Origin of the sequence: Sporichthya polymorpha DSM 43042 (assembly GCF_000384115.1) — a bacterium.
Classification (GTDB): Bacteria; Actinomycetota; Actinomycetes; order Sporichthyales; family Sporichthyaceae; genus Sporichthya; species Sporichthya polymorpha.
On sequence record NZ_KB913029.1, the window covers coordinates 4,086,756 to 4,103,068 of the forward strand.

Genomic DNA, 16,313 nt, shown 5'->3' on the forward strand with positions numbered 1-16,313 from the left:
GGCGCCCGCTCCGTGCGGGCTGACACCAACTTCGACGAAAGGGGCCCATCGGGTGACGAGACCAAAGTCCCGAAACCGGGCAACCAAAGACACCAAGCCAAGGAGGACCTAAGTACGAACGGGTCGGCCCGAACCGGTCGGGGGAATGGAGCACGGCGGGCGGTCCCGGGCCCCGATACTGGTGATCCACTTCGAACTCCCGTGGAGGCCCGGTGCGCGAGATCGGCCATTGGATCGGTGGCGCCCAGACGCCCGGGGCCTCGGGCCGCCGGGGTCCGGTGTTCCAGCCGGCGACGGGGGAGATCCAGGCCTCGGTCGCGCTTGCGGACCCCGCCGAGGCCGACGCGGCCGTCCAGGCGGCGGTCAAGGCCGCCGACGGCTGGCGGGAGACGTCCCTGGTCGCGCGGGCGCGCATCCTGTTCGCGTTCCGGGAGCTGCTGCACCGCAATCTCGACGCCGTCGCCGAGGCGATCACCGACGAGCACGGCAAGACCCTCGCCGACGCCCGGGGCGAGGTGACGCGCGGCCTCGAGGTCGTCGAGTTCGCCTGCGGGATCCCGCACCTGCTCAAGGGCGAGTACTCCGACCAGGTCTCGACCAACGTCGACGCGTACTCGTTCCGCCAGCCCCTCGGCGTCTGCGCCGGGATCACGCCGTTCAACTTCCCGGCGATGGTCCCGCTGTGGATGCACCCGATCGCGATCGCGGCCGGCAACACGTTCGTCCTCAAGCCCAGCGAGCGGGATCCGTCGGCGTCGATGCTCGTCGCGAAGCTCTACGCCGAGGCCGGACTGCCGGCGGGCGTGTTCAACGTCGTCCACGGCGACAAGACCGCGGTCGACGCCCTGCTCGACCACCCGGACGTCGCGGCGGTCTCCTTCGTCGGCTCGACGCCGGTCGCCCGGTACGTGCACGGCCGGGCGAGCGCGGCGGGCAAGCGCGTGCAGGCCCTCGGCGGGGCCAAGAACCACGCTGTGGTGCTGCCCGACGCCGACCTCGACAACGCCGCCGCCGAGCTCACCGCCGCCGGGTACGGGTCGGCCGGCCAGCGCTGCATGGCGATCTCGGTCGTCGTCGCGGTGGGCGACGCCGCCGACGGGCTCGTCGAGCGCCTCGCCGCCCGCGCGTCCGCGATCGCGGTCGGTCCCGGCCGGGCCGCGGGCTCCGAGATGGGCCCGCTGGTGACCGCCGAGGCCGCCGATCGCGTCCGCGGGTACGTGGAACGCACCGACGCCCGGGTCGTCGTCGACGGCCGCGCCGTGGTCGTCCCGGGGCACGAGAGCGGCTTCTGGGTCGGCCCCACACTGCTCGACGGCGTCAGCCCGGCCAGCGAGGCGTACGCGGACGAGATCTTCGGCCCGGTGCTCTCGGTCGTCCGGGTGGGGAGCTTCGAGGAGGCGGTCGCGCTGGTCAACGCGAACCCGTACGGCAACGGCGTCGCGATCTTCACCGGCAGCGGGGCGGCGGCCCGGCGGTTCACCCGTGAGGTCTCGGTCGGGATGGTCGGGGTCAACGTGCCGATCCCGGTGCCGATGGCGTTCTACAGCTTCGGCGGCTGGAAGGACTCGCTGTTCGGCGACACCCACGTGCACGGAGCGGAGGGGGTCCGGTTCTACACACGGGCCAAGGCGGTGACCAGCCGGTGGCCGGAGAGCGCCGCCTCCGACGCTGCGTTGCACTTCCCGACCGCGCGTTAGGCCGAACGGGTTACCGGGGGGCCGGGGTGCCCACAGGTTAAACATTCGCGAAACCTGTACGGCCCCGTACTTCCTTACCGTGTCGAGAATGAACGCCCCCGCTCAAACCCTGGAACACCCGCTCGACCGCACCGGCGACTTCACCTCCACCATCACCCTGGTCGGCCGGGTGATCGCCCTTCAGGGCACCCGGATCGCCCGGGAGCAGGCCCGCCCCCGTCCGGACCGCGCGGCGATCGCCGAGCTGCAGAACGCCCGCGACGCGGCCGTCGCCCTCTGCCGGACCCTGGCTCAGGCCGACCCCGCGACGCTGGACGAGATCCGGGAGACCTACGCCGCGCTCCTCGCGGAGCTCTCCACCGGCCTGACGCCCCTCGGCGGTTCCGGGGCCTGACCTGCGAACTCCGCCCGACCGGGCCGCGTATCGTCTCCTCACGTGGACGATCCGGAGCAACCTGCCGGGGGACCGGGTGCGCCCGGTGAGCGGACCCTCACGTTCGACGTCGGCGGGACCGGTCTCAAGGCCACCGTGCTCGACGGCGCGGGCGTTCCGCTCGTCGACCGCGTGCGCGTCCGCACGCCCTACCCGTGCCCGCCCGAGCGGCTGATCGGCACGCTGCAGGACGTCGCGGAGCAGCTGCCGGCCTTCGACCGGATCTCGGTCGGCCTGCCCGGGATGATCCGCGGCGGGTGCGTGCTCGCCACCCCGCACTTCGTCACCGAGGCCGGCCCGTTCACCCCGGTCCGGCCCGACCTGCTCGCGGCCTGGCGCAACTACGACGCCGCGACCGCGATCCACAAGGCGTTCGCCTGCCCCGTCCGCGTCGTCAACGACGCCGAGCTCGCCGGGTTCGGGGTCGTGACCGGTCAGGGGTTCGAGGTGCTCCTCGCGCTCGGGACGGGCCTCGGCGCGGCGCTGTTCGACAACGGCCGGATCCTGCCCAAACTCGAGCTCTCCCAGGCCCCGTTCCGCCGCGGCGAGACCTACGACCAGCAGCTCGGCGACCACGCCCGCCGGGCCATCGGCAACCGCTCCTGGACCCGCCGCTTCGATCGCGCGCTGGCCCGCTGGCACGCGGTCCTGTGGTGGGACCGGCTCTACGTCGGCGGCGGCAACGCCAAACACCTCGTCGGCGACCTGTCGTTCGAGCACACCCGCGTCGGCAACGAGGCCGGGCTCCGCGGGGGCTTCCAGCTCTGGCAGCAGAGCTGGGACTGAGCGGCCTGCTGACCAGCCGTCAGGATCGGTCAGAGGATCGCGTTCAGGAACGCCCGCGCGAGCGGGCCGGCGGTCGCGGCGCCGCTGGTGCCGCGCTCGACGATGACGGCGAACGCGATGTTCCCGTTGTACCCGACCAGCCAGGCGTGGCGGCCGGGCTCGGTGTCGCTGCCGTAGAGGGCGGTGCCGGTGGTGGCGCCGACGGTCGGCCGCACGTGGGCCGGCTTCGCGGTGCCGTGGCTCGCGCCGACCTGGAGGAGCTCGCGCAGCTCCGAGGCGTAGGGGAGCGGCGGCAGCGTCGGGCGGTCGTCCTCGGCCGGGACGAACTCGGGCGTCGGTGACGGGGACGGCGGCACCGGCGGCTCGGTGCTCGGGACCGTGCCCGGCTGGGGCACGATCGCCGGGTTCGCCGGCGGGGAGGTGCGCGGGGGCCGGTCGTCGAGCACCAGGCGCGGGTAGCGCGGGGTGCCGTCCGCGATCGCGGCGGCGACGACGGCCATCGCGAGCGGGCTCATCAGCACGCGGCCCTGGCCGATCGCGGCGTTGGCGAGGTCGAGGCGGTCGCGGGCCGGGGGCACGTCGCCGGAGAACGTGTTGACCAGCAGGTCCCAGTTGCCGCCGACGCCGAACGCCTCGGCCGCGTCGGCGAGGGCGTCGGTGTCGAGGTCGGCGATGCGCCGGGCGAAGGACGTGTTGCAGGACTGCGCGAAGTTCTGCTCCAGCGAGAGCTGCCCGCGATTGCCGAGACCGTCGTAGTTCTCGAACTTCTTGCCCTCGATCGTCACCGACGCGGGGCAGCCGATCGGGTCGCGCAGCGTCAGCCCGCTCTGCAGCAGGGCGAGCGCGCCGACCATCTTGAACGCGGTGCCGGGCGCGTACTGGCCGTTCAGCGCACGGTCCTCCCCGGCCTTGTCGGGCGGGCCGCTCGCGACGGCGAGGACGTGGCCGGTCGTCGTGTCGATCGCGACCAGCGAGGAGTTCTCATCGGTCAGGGCGACGGCCTGTTCGGCCGCGGTCTGGATCCGTGTGTCCAACGTCGTGTGCACCGGGCTGCCGGGCACGCCGACGAACTCGATGAGCGTCTCGACCGGCTCGCCGGTGTCGATGTCGACGAGGTCGATGCGTCCGCTCGCCCGGCCGGCGAGTTGCTTCTGGTACAGCGCCTGCAGGCCGAACAGGCCGAGCGAGTCCTCGTCGCTCGCGGTCGGGCCGGCGTTCGCGAGGGCGTTCGGCGTCGCGTTGCCGACGGTGCCGAGGACCTCGCGCGCGAACTGCCGCGTCGGAGCGAGCGTGAGGGTGTCGCGGACGATGACCGCGCCGTCGACCGCCTCGATCTCGGAGCGGAGCGCGTTGAACTGCGGCTCGCGCAGCACGACCGCCTCGACGAGGTCGCCCTCCTCGGCCTGGGCCGTACGGATCCGCAACCCGTCGACGTTGACGTTGGTGATCTCGGCGATGTCCTCGATCGCGCCGTCGGGCACCGAACCCGCCCGCACGCCGATGCGCACGACCGGCTCCTGACGGACCAGGGGAGTGTTGTTGCGGTCCAGGATCGGCGCCCGGGGCGGCAGGGCACGCAGGCGGCTGAAGGCCGTCTGCTCGGTCATCCGGGGGTGCAGGATGCTCGGCGCCCAGCGGACCTTCCACTCGCTCTCGCCCGCGGAGGTCTGCACGCTCACGATCTGGAGCGAGGACTCGTAGCGCCACTCGCCGAGGCCGCCGAGTTCGACGGCGGCGTCGAAGTCGAGCCGGCACCCGTTGGCGCTGTCGCAGTCGCCCGAGAGGCCGCCGGCGTCGAACTCGCGCTTGCCGAGGCGCAGCGTGTCCTGCATGTCGGTCAGGGCGCCGGAGGCGGCGGTCGGCTCCGTCGTCCGCCTGCCCGCCTCGGGGTACTTGCCGGCGGCCCAGTCGGCGAGGAAGCTCTCGCCGGCCCCGCGGGGGCCGCTGCCGCCCGGGCCGGCGCCTTCTCCGCCGCCCCCGAACACACCGCAGCCACTGATCAGCAACGCCGCCGCCAGGGTGGCGGCGGCGCTGCGGACCGACCGGGTCGTAGAAGCAGGCATCGCGCTCTATTCAACCCGCCGGGGCGGAGAAATGATCATCCGAATCCCCGGGGTGTGACCAAAAAGCAAGCGCATCGGGTCAAGCTCGGCACTGCGACCGGACGGTTGGCGCGACGGTCAGTCACTTCCGAGCGTGACGTCGGCCGTGCGGGTCTCCCCGTCCCGGACGTAGGTCAGCTTGACCTTGGTGCCCGGCTGCTGGGACCGGACGCCCGCGACGAGGGCGGCCTCGTCGGAGATGACGCGGCTGTCCATGCGGGTGACGACGTCGCCGCTGCGCAGGCCGGCCTTCTCGGCCGCCCCGCCGGGGGTGACCGCGCGGATCAGCGCGCCGCGCTGGGTCGCGTTGGTCGAACTGGTGACCTGGACGCCGAGCAGCGCGTGCTTGACGGTCTGACCCTTCGCCAGCTGCTCGGCGATGATCTTGGCCTGGTCGATCGGGATCGCGAAGCCGAGACCGATCGAGCCGGACTGTCCACCGAACGCGCTGCCGAGCGAGGCGATCGCCGACGTGATGCCGATCAGGTTGCCGTTGAGGTCGACCAGCGCGCCGCCGGAGTTGCCCGGGTTGATCGGGGCGTCGGTCTGGATGCCGTCGATGACGCTGTCGTCGCCGCCCTGGCCCTCCTGGGGGATGACCGGCCGGTTCAGCGCGCTGACGATGCCGGTCGTGACCGTGCCGGCCAGACCGAGCGGGGCGCCGATCGCCACGACCTCCTGACCCACCCGCAGATCACCGGAGCTGCCGAACGTGATCGGCACCGCGTCGGTGACGCCCTCGGCCTTGATGACGGCGAGGTCGGTGCTCGGGTCGGCCTTGACCAGGCGCGCGCGCACGGAGCGGCCGTCGGAGAACACGACCGAGAGCTGACCCTGGCCGGCGACGTGGTTGTTGGTCAGGATCAGGCCGTCGGAGCTGATGACGACGCCGCTGCCGGAGCCGAGGCCGGCGCCCTGGAAGACGTCGATCGAGACGACGCTGGGCAGCACCTTCGCCGCGACCTGCTCGATCGTGCCCTGAGGCGCGGCGGCGACCGGCTTGACCTCGCCGTTCGCGTTGGTGCTCAGGGAGCTGATCGCCGGGCTGGGGCCGTCGTCGCTGGAGGCGATCGTGCCGCCGACGGCACCGCCGATCAGCGCCGCGACGACCGCGATCGCGGCCAGCGCCCCGTAGTTGCGCCGCGGCTCGGGGGCCGGCGTGTAGACGGGCGGCTGGGTGGGCCAGCCGCTGCCCGCCGCCGGGGCCGGGTCGGCCGCCGGCGGGGAGTAGCCGTAGTCCCACGACGACGGGGGCGGCGTGGACGCCGGGGGCGTGTACGCGCCGTACACGGGCTGGGTGCCGTAGGGGCCCGCGGCGCTGTCGTCGGTCCCGTAGCTGGACTGCCCGTAGACCGCGCCCGAGGCCCAGGAGTCCTCGCTGGGTGGGTTGTTCGGCGGAAAGGTCCCCCCGCGTTCGTCGCTCACCGTCGCCCTGTCTCCCTCACGACCCCACCCGGGTCCTGTTCGCGTCATGTGATCACGGTGCCGACCCTCACTATGCGTCGGCTTAAAGCTCCGTGTGCGTCACCGAGGAAGAGTGTGGCAGCCGTAATGTCAGTAGTGCCCCGCCCCCGGGGGCCTTATCCGCGGTCACCGACCCTCCGTGGCGCTCGGCCGCCTGGCGCACGATCGCGAGCCCGAGCCCGGAGCCGGGCATGTTGCGCGACTCCTCGGCCCGGTAGAAGCGGTCGAAGATGAACGGCAGATCCCCCTCGGCGATGCCCGGACCCTGGTCGGCGACGGTGATCACACCATCCGTCAACCGGACGGTGACGGTCCCGCCCGGCGGGCTCCATTTGCCCGCGTTGTCCAGCAGGTTCAGCACGGCCCGTTCGAGCGCGCGGGCGTCGCCGAAGACCGTCCAGGGCCGGAGTGTGACGTCGAAGTCGACGGTCGGGGCCCGTCGGCGTGCGCGCTCGACGGCGGTGCCGAGGATCTCGGCCATGTCGAGCTCGCGGCCCTCGAACCGGTCGACGTCGTCCCGCGAGAGCTCGACGAGGTCGCCGACCAGGCCGGTGAGCTCCTCGACCTGGGCGCGGACGTCGTCGAGCAGTTCGGACCGGTCCTGGTCGGAGAGCCCCGCCCGGCCCTCGGCCTGGGCCAGCAGGTCGAGGTTGGTGCGCAGGCTGGTCAGCGGTGTCCGCAGTTCGTGGCCGGCGTCCCCGACGAGGCGGCGCTGCAGCTCCCGGGACCGCTCGACGGCGGTGAGCATCTCGTTGAAGCTCGTGCCGAGCCGGGCGAGTTCGTCGTTGCCGTGGATCTCGATCCGGCGCAGGTCGCCGGTCCGCGCGACGTGCTCGGCGGCCTCGGTGAGCTGGCTGACCGGGCGCAGGCCCTGCCGGGCGACGTAGACCCCGGCGTAGGCCGCGAGCCCGATCCCGACGCCGCCGATGACGAGCAGGGCGGTGGCGAGCGAGCGCAGCGTGCGGTCGATGTCCTTGGTGGTCTGGGCGAGGACGAAGGCGGTCCGCGGCTCCGAGCCCCGTTCCGACGGGATCGCGACGACGCGGAACTGCTCGCCGTCGATCGTCCGTGCGGTCCGCAGGGAGAAGTCCGACGCCCCGAGCGCGACCGCGATCTCGGGCTGGCCGACCGGCGGCTGGTCGTCGGGGCCCTTGGAGGAGAACGGCGTCCCGTCGGCGTAGACGATCGCGAGCCGGGTGCCGGCGGCGGCGAACGTGCCCTCGGGGAAGCGGACGACCTGCGTGGGGTCCGCGGCCGGCGTCTGCAGCAGTGCTCGCGCGCGGCCGACGAGCGTGTCGTCGAAGTTGTCGTAGTACTGCACGCGCGCGGTGAGCCACACCGCGAGCGAGGTGATGGCGACCGTGAGGCCGACGACGAGTGAGATGAACGCGGCGACGCGGACCCGGAGGGTCAGCCGGCCCCACGTCCGCTGGACGATCTGCCCCGCGGCCCGGCGGTGGCGGCGGTGACCCGGCTCCGGAGCCGGCGATTTCTCCGGCGGGAGGCCGTTCTGACGCATCGTCAGGCCCGTGCTCAGGGGGGAGACTCGCGCAGCACGTATCCGACGCCGCGCACCGTGTGGACCAGGCGGGACCCGCCCTCGGCCTCGGTCTTGCGGCGCAGGTAGCCGACGTAGACCTCGAGCGAGTTGGCGGTCGTCGGGAAGTCGAACCCCCAGACCTCCTCGAGGATCCGCTCGCGGCTGAGGACCTCGCGGGGGTGACGCATGAACAGTTCGAGCAGGGCGAACTCGGTGCGGGTCAGCCGGACGTGGTGCTCGCCGCGGCGGACCTCCCGGGTGATCGCGTTCAGGGAGAGGTCGGAGAACACGAGCGGCGCGTTGGTCGCGGCGCCCTCGGTCGCGGTCGCGCTGCGGCGGAGCAGGGCGCGCAGCCGGGCCAGCAGCTCCTCGAGGGCGAACGGCTTCGGCAGGTAGTCGTCGGCGCCCGCGTCGAGCCCCGCGACCCGGTCCTCGACCGAGTCCCGTGCGGTGAGCACGAGGATCGGGACGTCGTCGCCGCCCGCGCGGAGCTGGCGGCACGCGTCCAGCCCACCCATGCGGGGCATCATCACGTCGAGCACGAGGGCGTCCGGCCGGCTCGTCGCGACCTGGGTGAGGGCCTCCTCACCGTCCGCCGCGACGTCGACGTCGTACCCGTTGAAGGTCAACGACCGACGCAGCGACTCCCGCACGGACCGGTCGTCGTCGACCACAAGGATGCGCATGGCGCTCATCCTGCCCCAGGGGTACCGCCTCCCGGCAGCACCGCGGGGCGTTCGGTGAGGTCCGGGTCGTCGATCGCGAACGTCCGGACCCGGCCCGGCGGGGTCCAGCGGGTCTCGAACCGGACCGTCACCCGGCCGACCCCGCTGCCCTGCACCCACCCGTCGCCGTGGACGGCGTGGCGGACGTCCTGACCCGGCGTCCAGCGCCGGACCGTCGGCCCCGCGGGCTCGGGGGTGGGCTCGGGCGCCTCGTCCTCGGCGTCCTCGGCGAACAGGTCCTCCTGGGCCCAGTCGACCAGTCCGGAGACCCCGACCCCGAGCAGCCGGATGCCGTCGGAGGTGTCGATCTCGGCCAGGAGCCGGCGCGCGGTCGCGGAGATCGTGCGGGCGTCGTCGGTCGGGCCGGGCAGGGTCGTCGAGCGGGTGTGGGACTGGAAGTCGTGGCGGCGGATCTTCACCGTGACGGTCCGTCCGGACAGGGACGCGGCGCGCAGGCGGCGCGAGACCGTCGCGGCCATCCGGTCGCAGGTCTCGGTCAGCAGGGCGCGCTCGACGACGTCGCGTTCGAAGGTGTCCTCGACGCTGACCGACTTCGACTCCCGGTGCGGGGAGACCGGACGGTCGTCCTCGCCGCGGCTGAGGCGGGCGAGCAGCTTGCCGTGCGCCTGTCCGAGCAGCCCGACGAGCTCGGACTCGTCGACCGCGGCGAGGTCCGCGACCGTGTGCACCCCCGCCCGGCGCAGGCGTTCGGCGGTCGCGGGGCCGACCGTCCAGAGCTTGCGGACCGGCATCGGGTGCAGCAGGTCCAGCTCGGTGCCGGGTTCGACGACGACGAGCCCGTCGGGCTTGTCGAGGTCGGAGGCGATCTTGGCGAGCAGCTTCGACGTGCCGGCCCCGACGGAGGCGGTCAGGCCCGTGGCGTCGTGGACGGCAGCCCTGAGGTCCGCAGCGACGGTCCGGACCCGTTCGACGTCCCAGCCGGAGCCGGTCACGGCGAGGTCGGCGAACGCCTCGTCGAGCGAGAGCGGCTCGACGGCGGGGGAGAGGTCGCGCAGCAGGCCCATGACGATCTCGCTGACCGCGCGGTACGCATCGAACCGGCCGCCGAGGAAGGCAGCGTTGGGGCAGAGCGCGCGGGCCTGGGCCGTCGGCATCGCCGACCCGATCCCGAACGCCCGCGCCTCGTAGGACGCGGTCGCCACCACCCCGCGGGGGCCGATGCCGCCGACCACGACGGGCTTGCCCCGCAGCGAGGGCTTGTCCCGCTGCTCGACCGCCGCGAAGAAAGCGTCCAGGTCCAGGTGGAGGACGGACGGTTCGGTGCGCACGGGCGTCATTGTGGCCGGTCAGTGCGGTCGGAGATTTTCGATGGAACGGACTTGTATCGAATACATGGCTGTTCTAATCTTCCGGCCGTGGCCCCTCCCGTCCACTCCGCGACCCGCACCTACGACTCCCGCCGTCGGCGGGAGGCGGCGGCCGCGACCCGCCTCGACGTGGTGGCCGCCGCGACGCGGCTGTTCACCGAGCGGGGGTGGGCGCGCACCTCGGTCCGGGACGTCGCCAAGGAGGCGCGGGTCTCGGTCGAGACCGTGTACTCCGCGGTCGGGTCGAAGGCCGAGATCCTGCGGGCGGCGCTGGACGTCAGCGTCGTCGGCGACAACGAGCCGGTGCCGCTGGCGGACCGTCCCGAGTTCCGGGCGCTCGCCGCCGGGAGCCCACGGGAGCGGGCCGAGGCGGTCGCCGGGTTGCTGGCCGGGATGTTCCCTCGCACGGCGCCGCTCTTCCGCGCCCTGGAGCACGGCGCCGCGGCCGACCCCGCCCTGGCCGAGATGTACGCCTGGGCGCTCGGCAGTCAGCGCGAGTCCGCGCGGCAGGCCCTGGCCCTCGTCCTCGATCGCGAGCCCAGCGACCTCGAGGCCGACGGCGTGCACGCCCTGTTCAGCAACATCGTGTTCCTCCAGCTGACCGAGTACGCCGGCTGGAGCCTGGAGACCTACCGGACCTGGGTGACCGAGAGCGTTCTCCGCCTCTTCGACCTCGACCACACCCCGCGACCTGGAGATTCCTGATGACCGGCGCCCCCACCACCGCCGAGCCCCCGACCGTGCCGACCGACCCCGCGCCCGCGTACCGCGTCCCCGCCGACTTCGTGCCGGCCGAGACCCGCACGATGGGCACCGTCCACAACGCCCTGCGACGCGACCTGCCGCGCGTCCGGGCCGTGCTCGACACCCTGCCGTACCCGCACGACCGTCAGCGCGTGGCGCTCGCCGACCACCTGCTGATGATGATGGCGTTCCTGCACAAGCACCATTCCGCCGAGGAGATCGGGCTCTACCCGTTGGTCCGGCGCGACCCGGCGGCCGCCGCGCTGCTCGACGAGATGGAGGCCGACCACGACGCCCTCGACCCCGGCATCGCCGCGGTGGAGAGCGCCGCTCGGGCCTACCGGCTCGACGCGGCGGCGCGCGAGGCCGTGATCGCCGCCCTCGATCTGCTCAACCCGGTGCTGATGCCGCACCTGGACCGGGAGGAGCAACTCCTCATGCCGGTCGTCGAACGGACCGTCAGCAAGGCCGAGTGGGACGCCTGGGAGAAGGGCATCGCCAAGGGCCGCTCGCTGGGCGAGTTGGCCACCGAGGGGCACTGGATCCTCGACGGGGCGACCCCGGACGAGGTCGACCTGATGCTCGCCCTCGTCCCCGGGCCCATGCGCTGGATCCTGCTGAACGTCTCCGGCCGCGGCCACCGCAAGCGCGCCTTCGCTCGCTGGTGGACCCAGGAGTACTCCCCGTGGAAGGTCGCGTGCGGCGGCAGCAACAGCGTCACCGTCTCCGCGTCACCGGAGCAGGTGTGGGCCGTGCTGACCGACGTCACCCGCGTCGGTGAGTGGAGCCACGAGTGCCGCAGCGCCCGCTGGCTCGCCGGGTCCGGTGGCGTGGGTGCCCGCTTCGTCGGCGCGAATCAGGCGGCCTGGTCGCGCTGGAAGCGCCCCTGCGTCGTCACCGCCTGGGAGCCGGGCCGGCTCTTCGCGTTCCGCACCCAGGGCCCGCGGCTGGTTCGCGACTGCTCGGAGTGGACCTTCGCCCTCGAGCCCGTCCCCGGCGGGGGCACCCGCATCACGCAGACGTTCCGGATCCTGAGCCTGCCCGTCCCCGTCGAGCGGCTGATCTGGCTGACCCTGCCGCCGCACCGCATCGCACCGCCGCCCTCGCCGGCGACCTCGAGCGCCTCGGCGCCCTCGCCGCCCGCCGCCGCCACCCCTGTCAGAAAAGGGTGACACCCCTTACTGCGCAGTAAGGGGTGTCACCCTTTCTTGACGACGGGGCCGGACGGCCGGCGGGTGGGGTGTCAGGGGTCGATCTGGACCGGGGCGGAGGCGGCGTCGGAGCCGGTGTCCTTGAGTCGGTAGGTGCCGGCGCGGGACGTGATGATGTAGGTCGAGTAGCTGCCGTCGCTCGCGGCGGTGGCGCGGGCGGGGAAGTCCTGCCAGCCACCGGACTCCTTGCGCTGGACGACGAGCTTGGCGCCCGGCTCGGCACCGGTGCCGGTGATAACGATCCGCTTGCCTTCCGAGATCGCCTCGGCGGTGAAGCCGCCCTTGCCCTTCGCCTTCGGTGTCGGGCTCGGGGTCGTGGTCTCCTCGTCGGAGGTGGGGTTGAACGGGATCGTCGTCCCGTTCGCGGCATCGCCGCCACCGCCGAGGAGGATGCCGCCCCCGACCGTGCCGACGATGAACGCGCACGCGAGAGCGGCGACGGCGTGACGCGGCTGGAGGGACATGGTGAACTCCTGCAACTTCCGAGGGGACTGGCAGAGGATAAGCAGCAGAAAGCGCGACAGAAACGTGGTGCTGCTTACCCGTTACCTTCCGTCGCCACGCCGGAGCGTGGACCGTAACCACCGCCACCCGGGGTTGTGACGACGAGCACGTCGCCGGGCCCTGCTTCGATCCGGTCGCAGCCACCCAGCGGGACCTCGGTGCCGTCCGCGCGCACGAGGGCGTTTCGCCCGAGTTCTCCCGGTTCGCCCCCGGCCAGGCCGTAGGGCGGGATCCGGCGGTGGTTGCTCAGCAGGCTGACGCTGACGGGCTCGGTGAACCGCAGCCGGCGGACGGCACCGTTCCCGCCGCGGTGGGCGCCGTCCCCGCCGCTGCCGCGCCGGATCGAGAACTCCTCGACGAGGACGGGGAACCGGGCCTCGAGGACCTCGGGGTCGGTCAGCCGGGAGTTGGTCATGTGGGTCTGGACGACGTCGGTGCCGTCGAAGTCCGGGCCCGCGCCGGAGCCGGAGGCGACGGTCTCGTAGTACTGCGCCCGGGCGTTGCCGAAGCTGACGTTGTTCATCGTCCCGCTGCCCTCGGCCGCGACGCCGAGGGCGGCGTACAGCGCGCCGGTCACCGCCTGCGAGGTCTCGACGTTGCCGGCGACGACGGCCGCCGGGTAGGTCGGCGCGAGCATGCTGCCGGGTGGGATCACCAGTCGCAACGGGCGCAGGCAGCCGTCGTTGATCGGGATGTCCTCGCCGACGAGCGTGCGGAACACGTACAGCGCGGCGGCGGTGACGACGGAGGAGGGCGCGTTGAAGTTGTCGTCGCGCTGGGGCGAGCTGCCGGTGAAGTCCAGCGTCGCAGTGCGCTCCGCGCGGTCGACGGTCACGCGCACCGCGATGACCGCCCCGGTGTCCATCTCGTACCGGTACTCGCCGTCGTCGAGGGCGTCGATCACTCGGCGCACCGCGTCGGCTGCGTTGTCCTGCACGTGGTCCATGTACGCGGTGACGACGTCGAGGCCGTGCTCGTGCACGGCCCGTGCCAGCTCCGTCACGCCCTTGGTGTTGGCGGCGACCTGGGCGCGCAGGTCGGCGAGGTTGAGGTCCGGGTTACGCGAAGGGTAGGGCCCGGACGTCAAGAGCTGACGGATGCTCACTTCGCGGAAGTCCCCGTCGCGCACGAGCAGGTCGGCGTCGAAGCGGATGCCCTCCTCGTCGAGGGTCCGGCTGTCGGCCGGCATGGAGCCGGGGGAGATCCCGCCGATCTCCGCGTGGTGGCCGCGCGACGCGACGAAGAACAGCGGCACCTCCGGCACGTGCGGCGCCGGGGCCGGGCCGAGGTCGGCGGGGAAGACCGGCGTCACGACCGTGACGTCGGGCAGGTGCGTCCCGCCCCGGTACGGGTCGTTGACGACGTAGACGTCACCGGCTCGGATCGCCGTCCCGTGCTTGGCGAGCACCGCCCCGACGCTCGCGCCCATCGACCCGAGGTGCACCGGCATGTGCGGCGCGTTCGCGATCAGGTGGCCCGCGGCGTCGAAGACCGCGCAGGAGAAGTCGAGCCGCTCGGCGATGTTCACCGACTGCGCCGTCGCCCGCAGTCGCGCGCCCATCTGCTCGGCGATCGAGGCGAACAGATTCGCGAAGATCTCCAGTCGCACCGGGTGTGCAGCGGTCGCGTCCCGCGACTCGAGTCGATCGGCCCGGCGCTCCGTGCGGCGCAGCACCAGGTGGCCGCTCGGCACCGACTCCGCCGCCCAGCCCGGCTCGACGACGGTCGTCGCCCCGTCCTCGACGATCAGCGCCGGTCCCGCGACCGGTTCGACGACCGCGGACCGCGTGAGCAGCGGGACCTCGTGCCAGGCGTCGCCGGCATGGAGCGGCACCGTCGGTGGAGATGTCGTCTCCACCGATTCGGCCGACGACGGTGGAGATGACATCTCCACCGGGCCGGCGGCGATCGCCTCCACCGTCAGCGATCCGACGACCAGCGGGCGGTCGAGGCGGAAGGCGTAGGTCTTCTCGTGGGCCGCGACGAACGCCTTCGTCATCGTCGCCGCGTCGGTGAGCGGGACCTCGATCAGGGTGTCGGTCCCGTCGTAGCGCAGGTGCGCGACCCGGTCGACGCGGATGCCGTCGACCGGCACCCCGTGCTCGGTGAGTTCGGCGGTCGCCTCGGCGGCGAGGGAGTCGGCGAGTGTCTCCAGCTCGGTCTCCGACGCCGGGTCCAGCGCCCGCTCGACGGCCTGCGTCCGACGGGCCGTCAGATCCGCCAGCCCGATGCCGACCGCGGAGAGCAGACCCGCCAGCGGCGGCACGAGGACCGTCGTCACCCCGAGCGCGTCGGCGACCGCGCACGCGTGCTGCCCGCCGGCGCCGCCGAAGGAGACCAGCGCGTACCGGCTCAGGTCCCGCCCCTTCGCGACCGTGATCCGCCGGATCGCGTTCGCCATGTTGTCGACCGCGACCGCGAGGAACCCGGCCGCGAGCTCCTCCACCCCGCTCTCCACTGCGGGGGCGAGGGCGGCGATCGCGGCGCGGGCGGCGTCAGGGTCGAGGGGCTGGTCGCCGTCGGGGCCGAAGACCGCGGGGAAGTGCGCGGGCGAGATCCGGCCGAGCACGACGTTCGCGTCGGTGACGGTCGCGGGACCGCCGCGGCGGTAGCAGGCCGGGCCCGGGTGCGCGCCCGCCGACTCGGGGCCGACGCGGAAGCGACCGTCGACGATGCGCAGGATCGACCCGCCCCCGGCGGCGACGGTCGAGATGTCGAGCATCGGGACCTGCAGCCGGATCCCCGCGACCTCGGAGTCGACCACCCGCTCGTACGCGCCGGCGTAGTGCGAGACGTCCGTCGACGTCCCGCCCATGTCGAAGCCGATCACGGCCGAGAACCCCGCCGCGGCCGAGGACCGCGCCATGCCGACGATCCCGCCGGCCGGGCCGGAGAGGACCGCGTCCTTGCCGCGCACGGTCGCGGCGTCGGTCAGCCCGCCGGTCGAGCGCATGAACAGCAGCCGGACGCCGGGTAGCTCGGCCGCCAGGGCGTCGACGTAGCGGCGCAGTCCGGGGGACAGGTACGCGTCGAGCAGGGTCGTGTCCCCGCGCGGGACGAGCTTGCGCAGCGGGCTGACCTCCGCGGAGGCGGCGACCTCGCCGAACCCGAGCTCCCGGGCGAGCTCCGCGGCGGCGGCCTCGTGCTGCGGGTGCAACGGTGCGTGCAGCGTCACGACGGCGACGGCTTCGACGCCATCCGCACGGGCGGCCTCGAGCTCGGTCCGCAGCGCGGCCAGGTCGGGCGCGCGGACGACGGTCCCGTCGGCGGCGATCCGCTCGGCGAAGGCGATCACCCGCTCCGCGGGCGGGGTCGCGCGCTCGATCCTCCGCGCGAAGATGTGCGGCCGGTTCTGGTAGCCGATCGTCAGGGCGTCGGTGAACCCGTCCGTGATGACCAGGGCCGTCCGCGCCCCGCGCCGCTCCAGCAGCGCGTTGGTTGCCACCGTCGTCCCGAGCCGGACCTCCGCCACGGCGCCCGGCGGGATCTCCTCGTCCGCCCCCAGGCCGAGCAGGAAGCGGATCCCGGCCACCGCGGCGTCGGCGTACCGCTCCGGGTTCGACGAGAGCAGCTTGTGCGTGACGACCCGTCCGTCGGGCCGGCGGGCGACGACGTCGGTGAAGGTCCCGCCGCGGTCGATCCAGAACCGCCAGCCCCCGTCGCGCACGTCCACCGGAACAGGTTCTCGCATCACGCAAATCGCGGTACCGCGAGCCTCCGAGGTTTCTCCTGTCTCGCTAGGTAACTTCAGTACCACGCGTGACCGGACCAGAGAGGGC

Annotated in this window: 12 protein-coding genes; 5 read left to right on the forward strand and 7 right to left on the reverse strand. The window is 73.3% G+C overall.

From position 1 onward, the window contains the following. The first annotated feature begins 212 nt into the window (after positions 1 to 212). The 3 genes from SPOPO_RS0119935 (at position 213) to SPOPO_RS30695 (ending at position 2,916) form a co-directional block, all read left to right on the forward strand. The gene (locus SPOPO_RS0119935; RefSeq protein ID WP_019876799.1) at positions 213 to 1,697 is read left to right on the forward strand and encodes a CoA-acylating methylmalonate-semialdehyde dehydrogenase; all 1,485 of its coding nucleotides are present in this window, start codon (positions 213 to 215) and stop codon (positions 1,695 to 1,697) included. A gap of 88 nt (positions 1,698 to 1,785) precedes the next feature. Then, complete coding sequence (locus tag SPOPO_RS0119940; protein ID WP_019876800.1) at positions 1,786 to 2,091, forward strand: hypothetical protein; 306 nt, start codon at positions 1,786 to 1,788, stop codon at positions 2,089 to 2,091. 42 nt (positions 2,092 to 2,133) lie between these two features. Continuing rightward, on the forward strand, positions 2,134 to 2,916 hold the full coding sequence (locus tag SPOPO_RS30695) for an ROK family protein (RefSeq protein WP_019876801.1): 783 nt from the start codon (positions 2,134 to 2,136) through the stop codon (positions 2,914 to 2,916). A 29-nt stretch (positions 2,917 to 2,945) separates the two neighbouring features. Here the strand turns inward: SPOPO_RS30695 and SPOPO_RS0119950 are convergent, their stop codons facing one another. From SPOPO_RS0119950 to SPOPO_RS0119970, 5 genes are all read right to left on the reverse strand, one after another. Next, positions 2,946 to 4,979 carry a penicillin-binding transpeptidase domain-containing protein gene (locus SPOPO_RS0119950; RefSeq protein WP_084671325.1) on the reverse strand — a complete coding sequence of 678 codons (2,034 nt, stop codon included), beginning with the start codon at positions 4,977 to 4,979 and terminating at the stop codon, positions 2,946 to 2,948. A gap of 117 nt (positions 4,980 to 5,096) precedes the next feature. Next, positions 5,097 to 6,443, reverse strand: coding sequence for a S1C family serine protease (locus tag SPOPO_RS0119955; RefSeq protein ID WP_019876803.1), 1,347 nt, complete (start codon positions 6,441 to 6,443; stop codon positions 5,097 to 5,099). An 82-nt stretch (positions 6,444 to 6,525) separates the two neighbouring features. Further along, complete coding sequence (locus SPOPO_RS0119960) at positions 6,526 to 8,001, reverse strand: sensor histidine kinase (RefSeq protein ID WP_019876804.1); 1,476 nt, start codon at positions 7,999 to 8,001, stop codon at positions 6,526 to 6,528. A gap of 14 nt (positions 8,002 to 8,015) precedes the next feature. Then, positions 8,016 to 8,708 carry a response regulator transcription factor gene (locus SPOPO_RS0119965; protein ID WP_019876805.1) on the reverse strand — a complete coding sequence of 231 codons (693 nt, stop codon included), beginning with the start codon at positions 8,706 to 8,708 and terminating at the stop codon, positions 8,016 to 8,018. Positions 8,709 to 8,713: 5 nt separating this feature from the next. Beyond that, a complete protein-coding gene (locus tag SPOPO_RS0119970) occupies positions 8,714 to 10,045 on the reverse strand; it encodes a DNA polymerase IV (protein ID WP_019876806.1) in 1,332 nt (443 codons plus the stop codon). Between the two features lie 78 nt (positions 10,046 to 10,123). Here SPOPO_RS0119970 and SPOPO_RS0119975 point away from each other — a divergent pair, with 78 nt between their 5' ends. Beyond that, entirely contained in the window at positions 10,124 to 10,780 is a 657-nt protein-coding gene (locus SPOPO_RS0119975) for a TetR/AcrR family transcriptional regulator (protein ID WP_019876807.1), read from the forward strand. Next, complete coding sequence (locus SPOPO_RS30700; RefSeq protein ID WP_019876808.1) at positions 10,780 to 11,991, forward strand: hemerythrin domain-containing protein; 1,212 nt, start codon at positions 10,780 to 10,782, stop codon at positions 11,989 to 11,991. Before SPOPO_RS0119975 ends, SPOPO_RS30700 begins: the two co-directional genes overlap by 1 nt. Positions 11,992 to 12,062: 71 nt before the next feature. Here SPOPO_RS30700 and SPOPO_RS0119985 read toward each other — a convergent pair whose 3' ends face one another. Both SPOPO_RS0119985 and SPOPO_RS0119990 read right to left on the reverse strand, forming a co-directional pair. Further along, complete coding sequence (locus SPOPO_RS0119985; protein WP_019876809.1) at positions 12,063 to 12,494, reverse strand: hypothetical protein; 432 nt, start codon at positions 12,492 to 12,494, stop codon at positions 12,063 to 12,065. Between the two features lie 74 nt (positions 12,495 to 12,568). Beyond that, positions 12,569 to 16,207 (reverse strand): hydantoinase B/oxoprolinase family protein, encoded by a 3,639-nt coding sequence (locus SPOPO_RS0119990; protein ID WP_019876810.1) that lies wholly within the window; start codon positions 16,205 to 16,207, stop codon positions 12,569 to 12,571. Positions 16,208 to 16,313 lie beyond the last annotated feature (106 nt).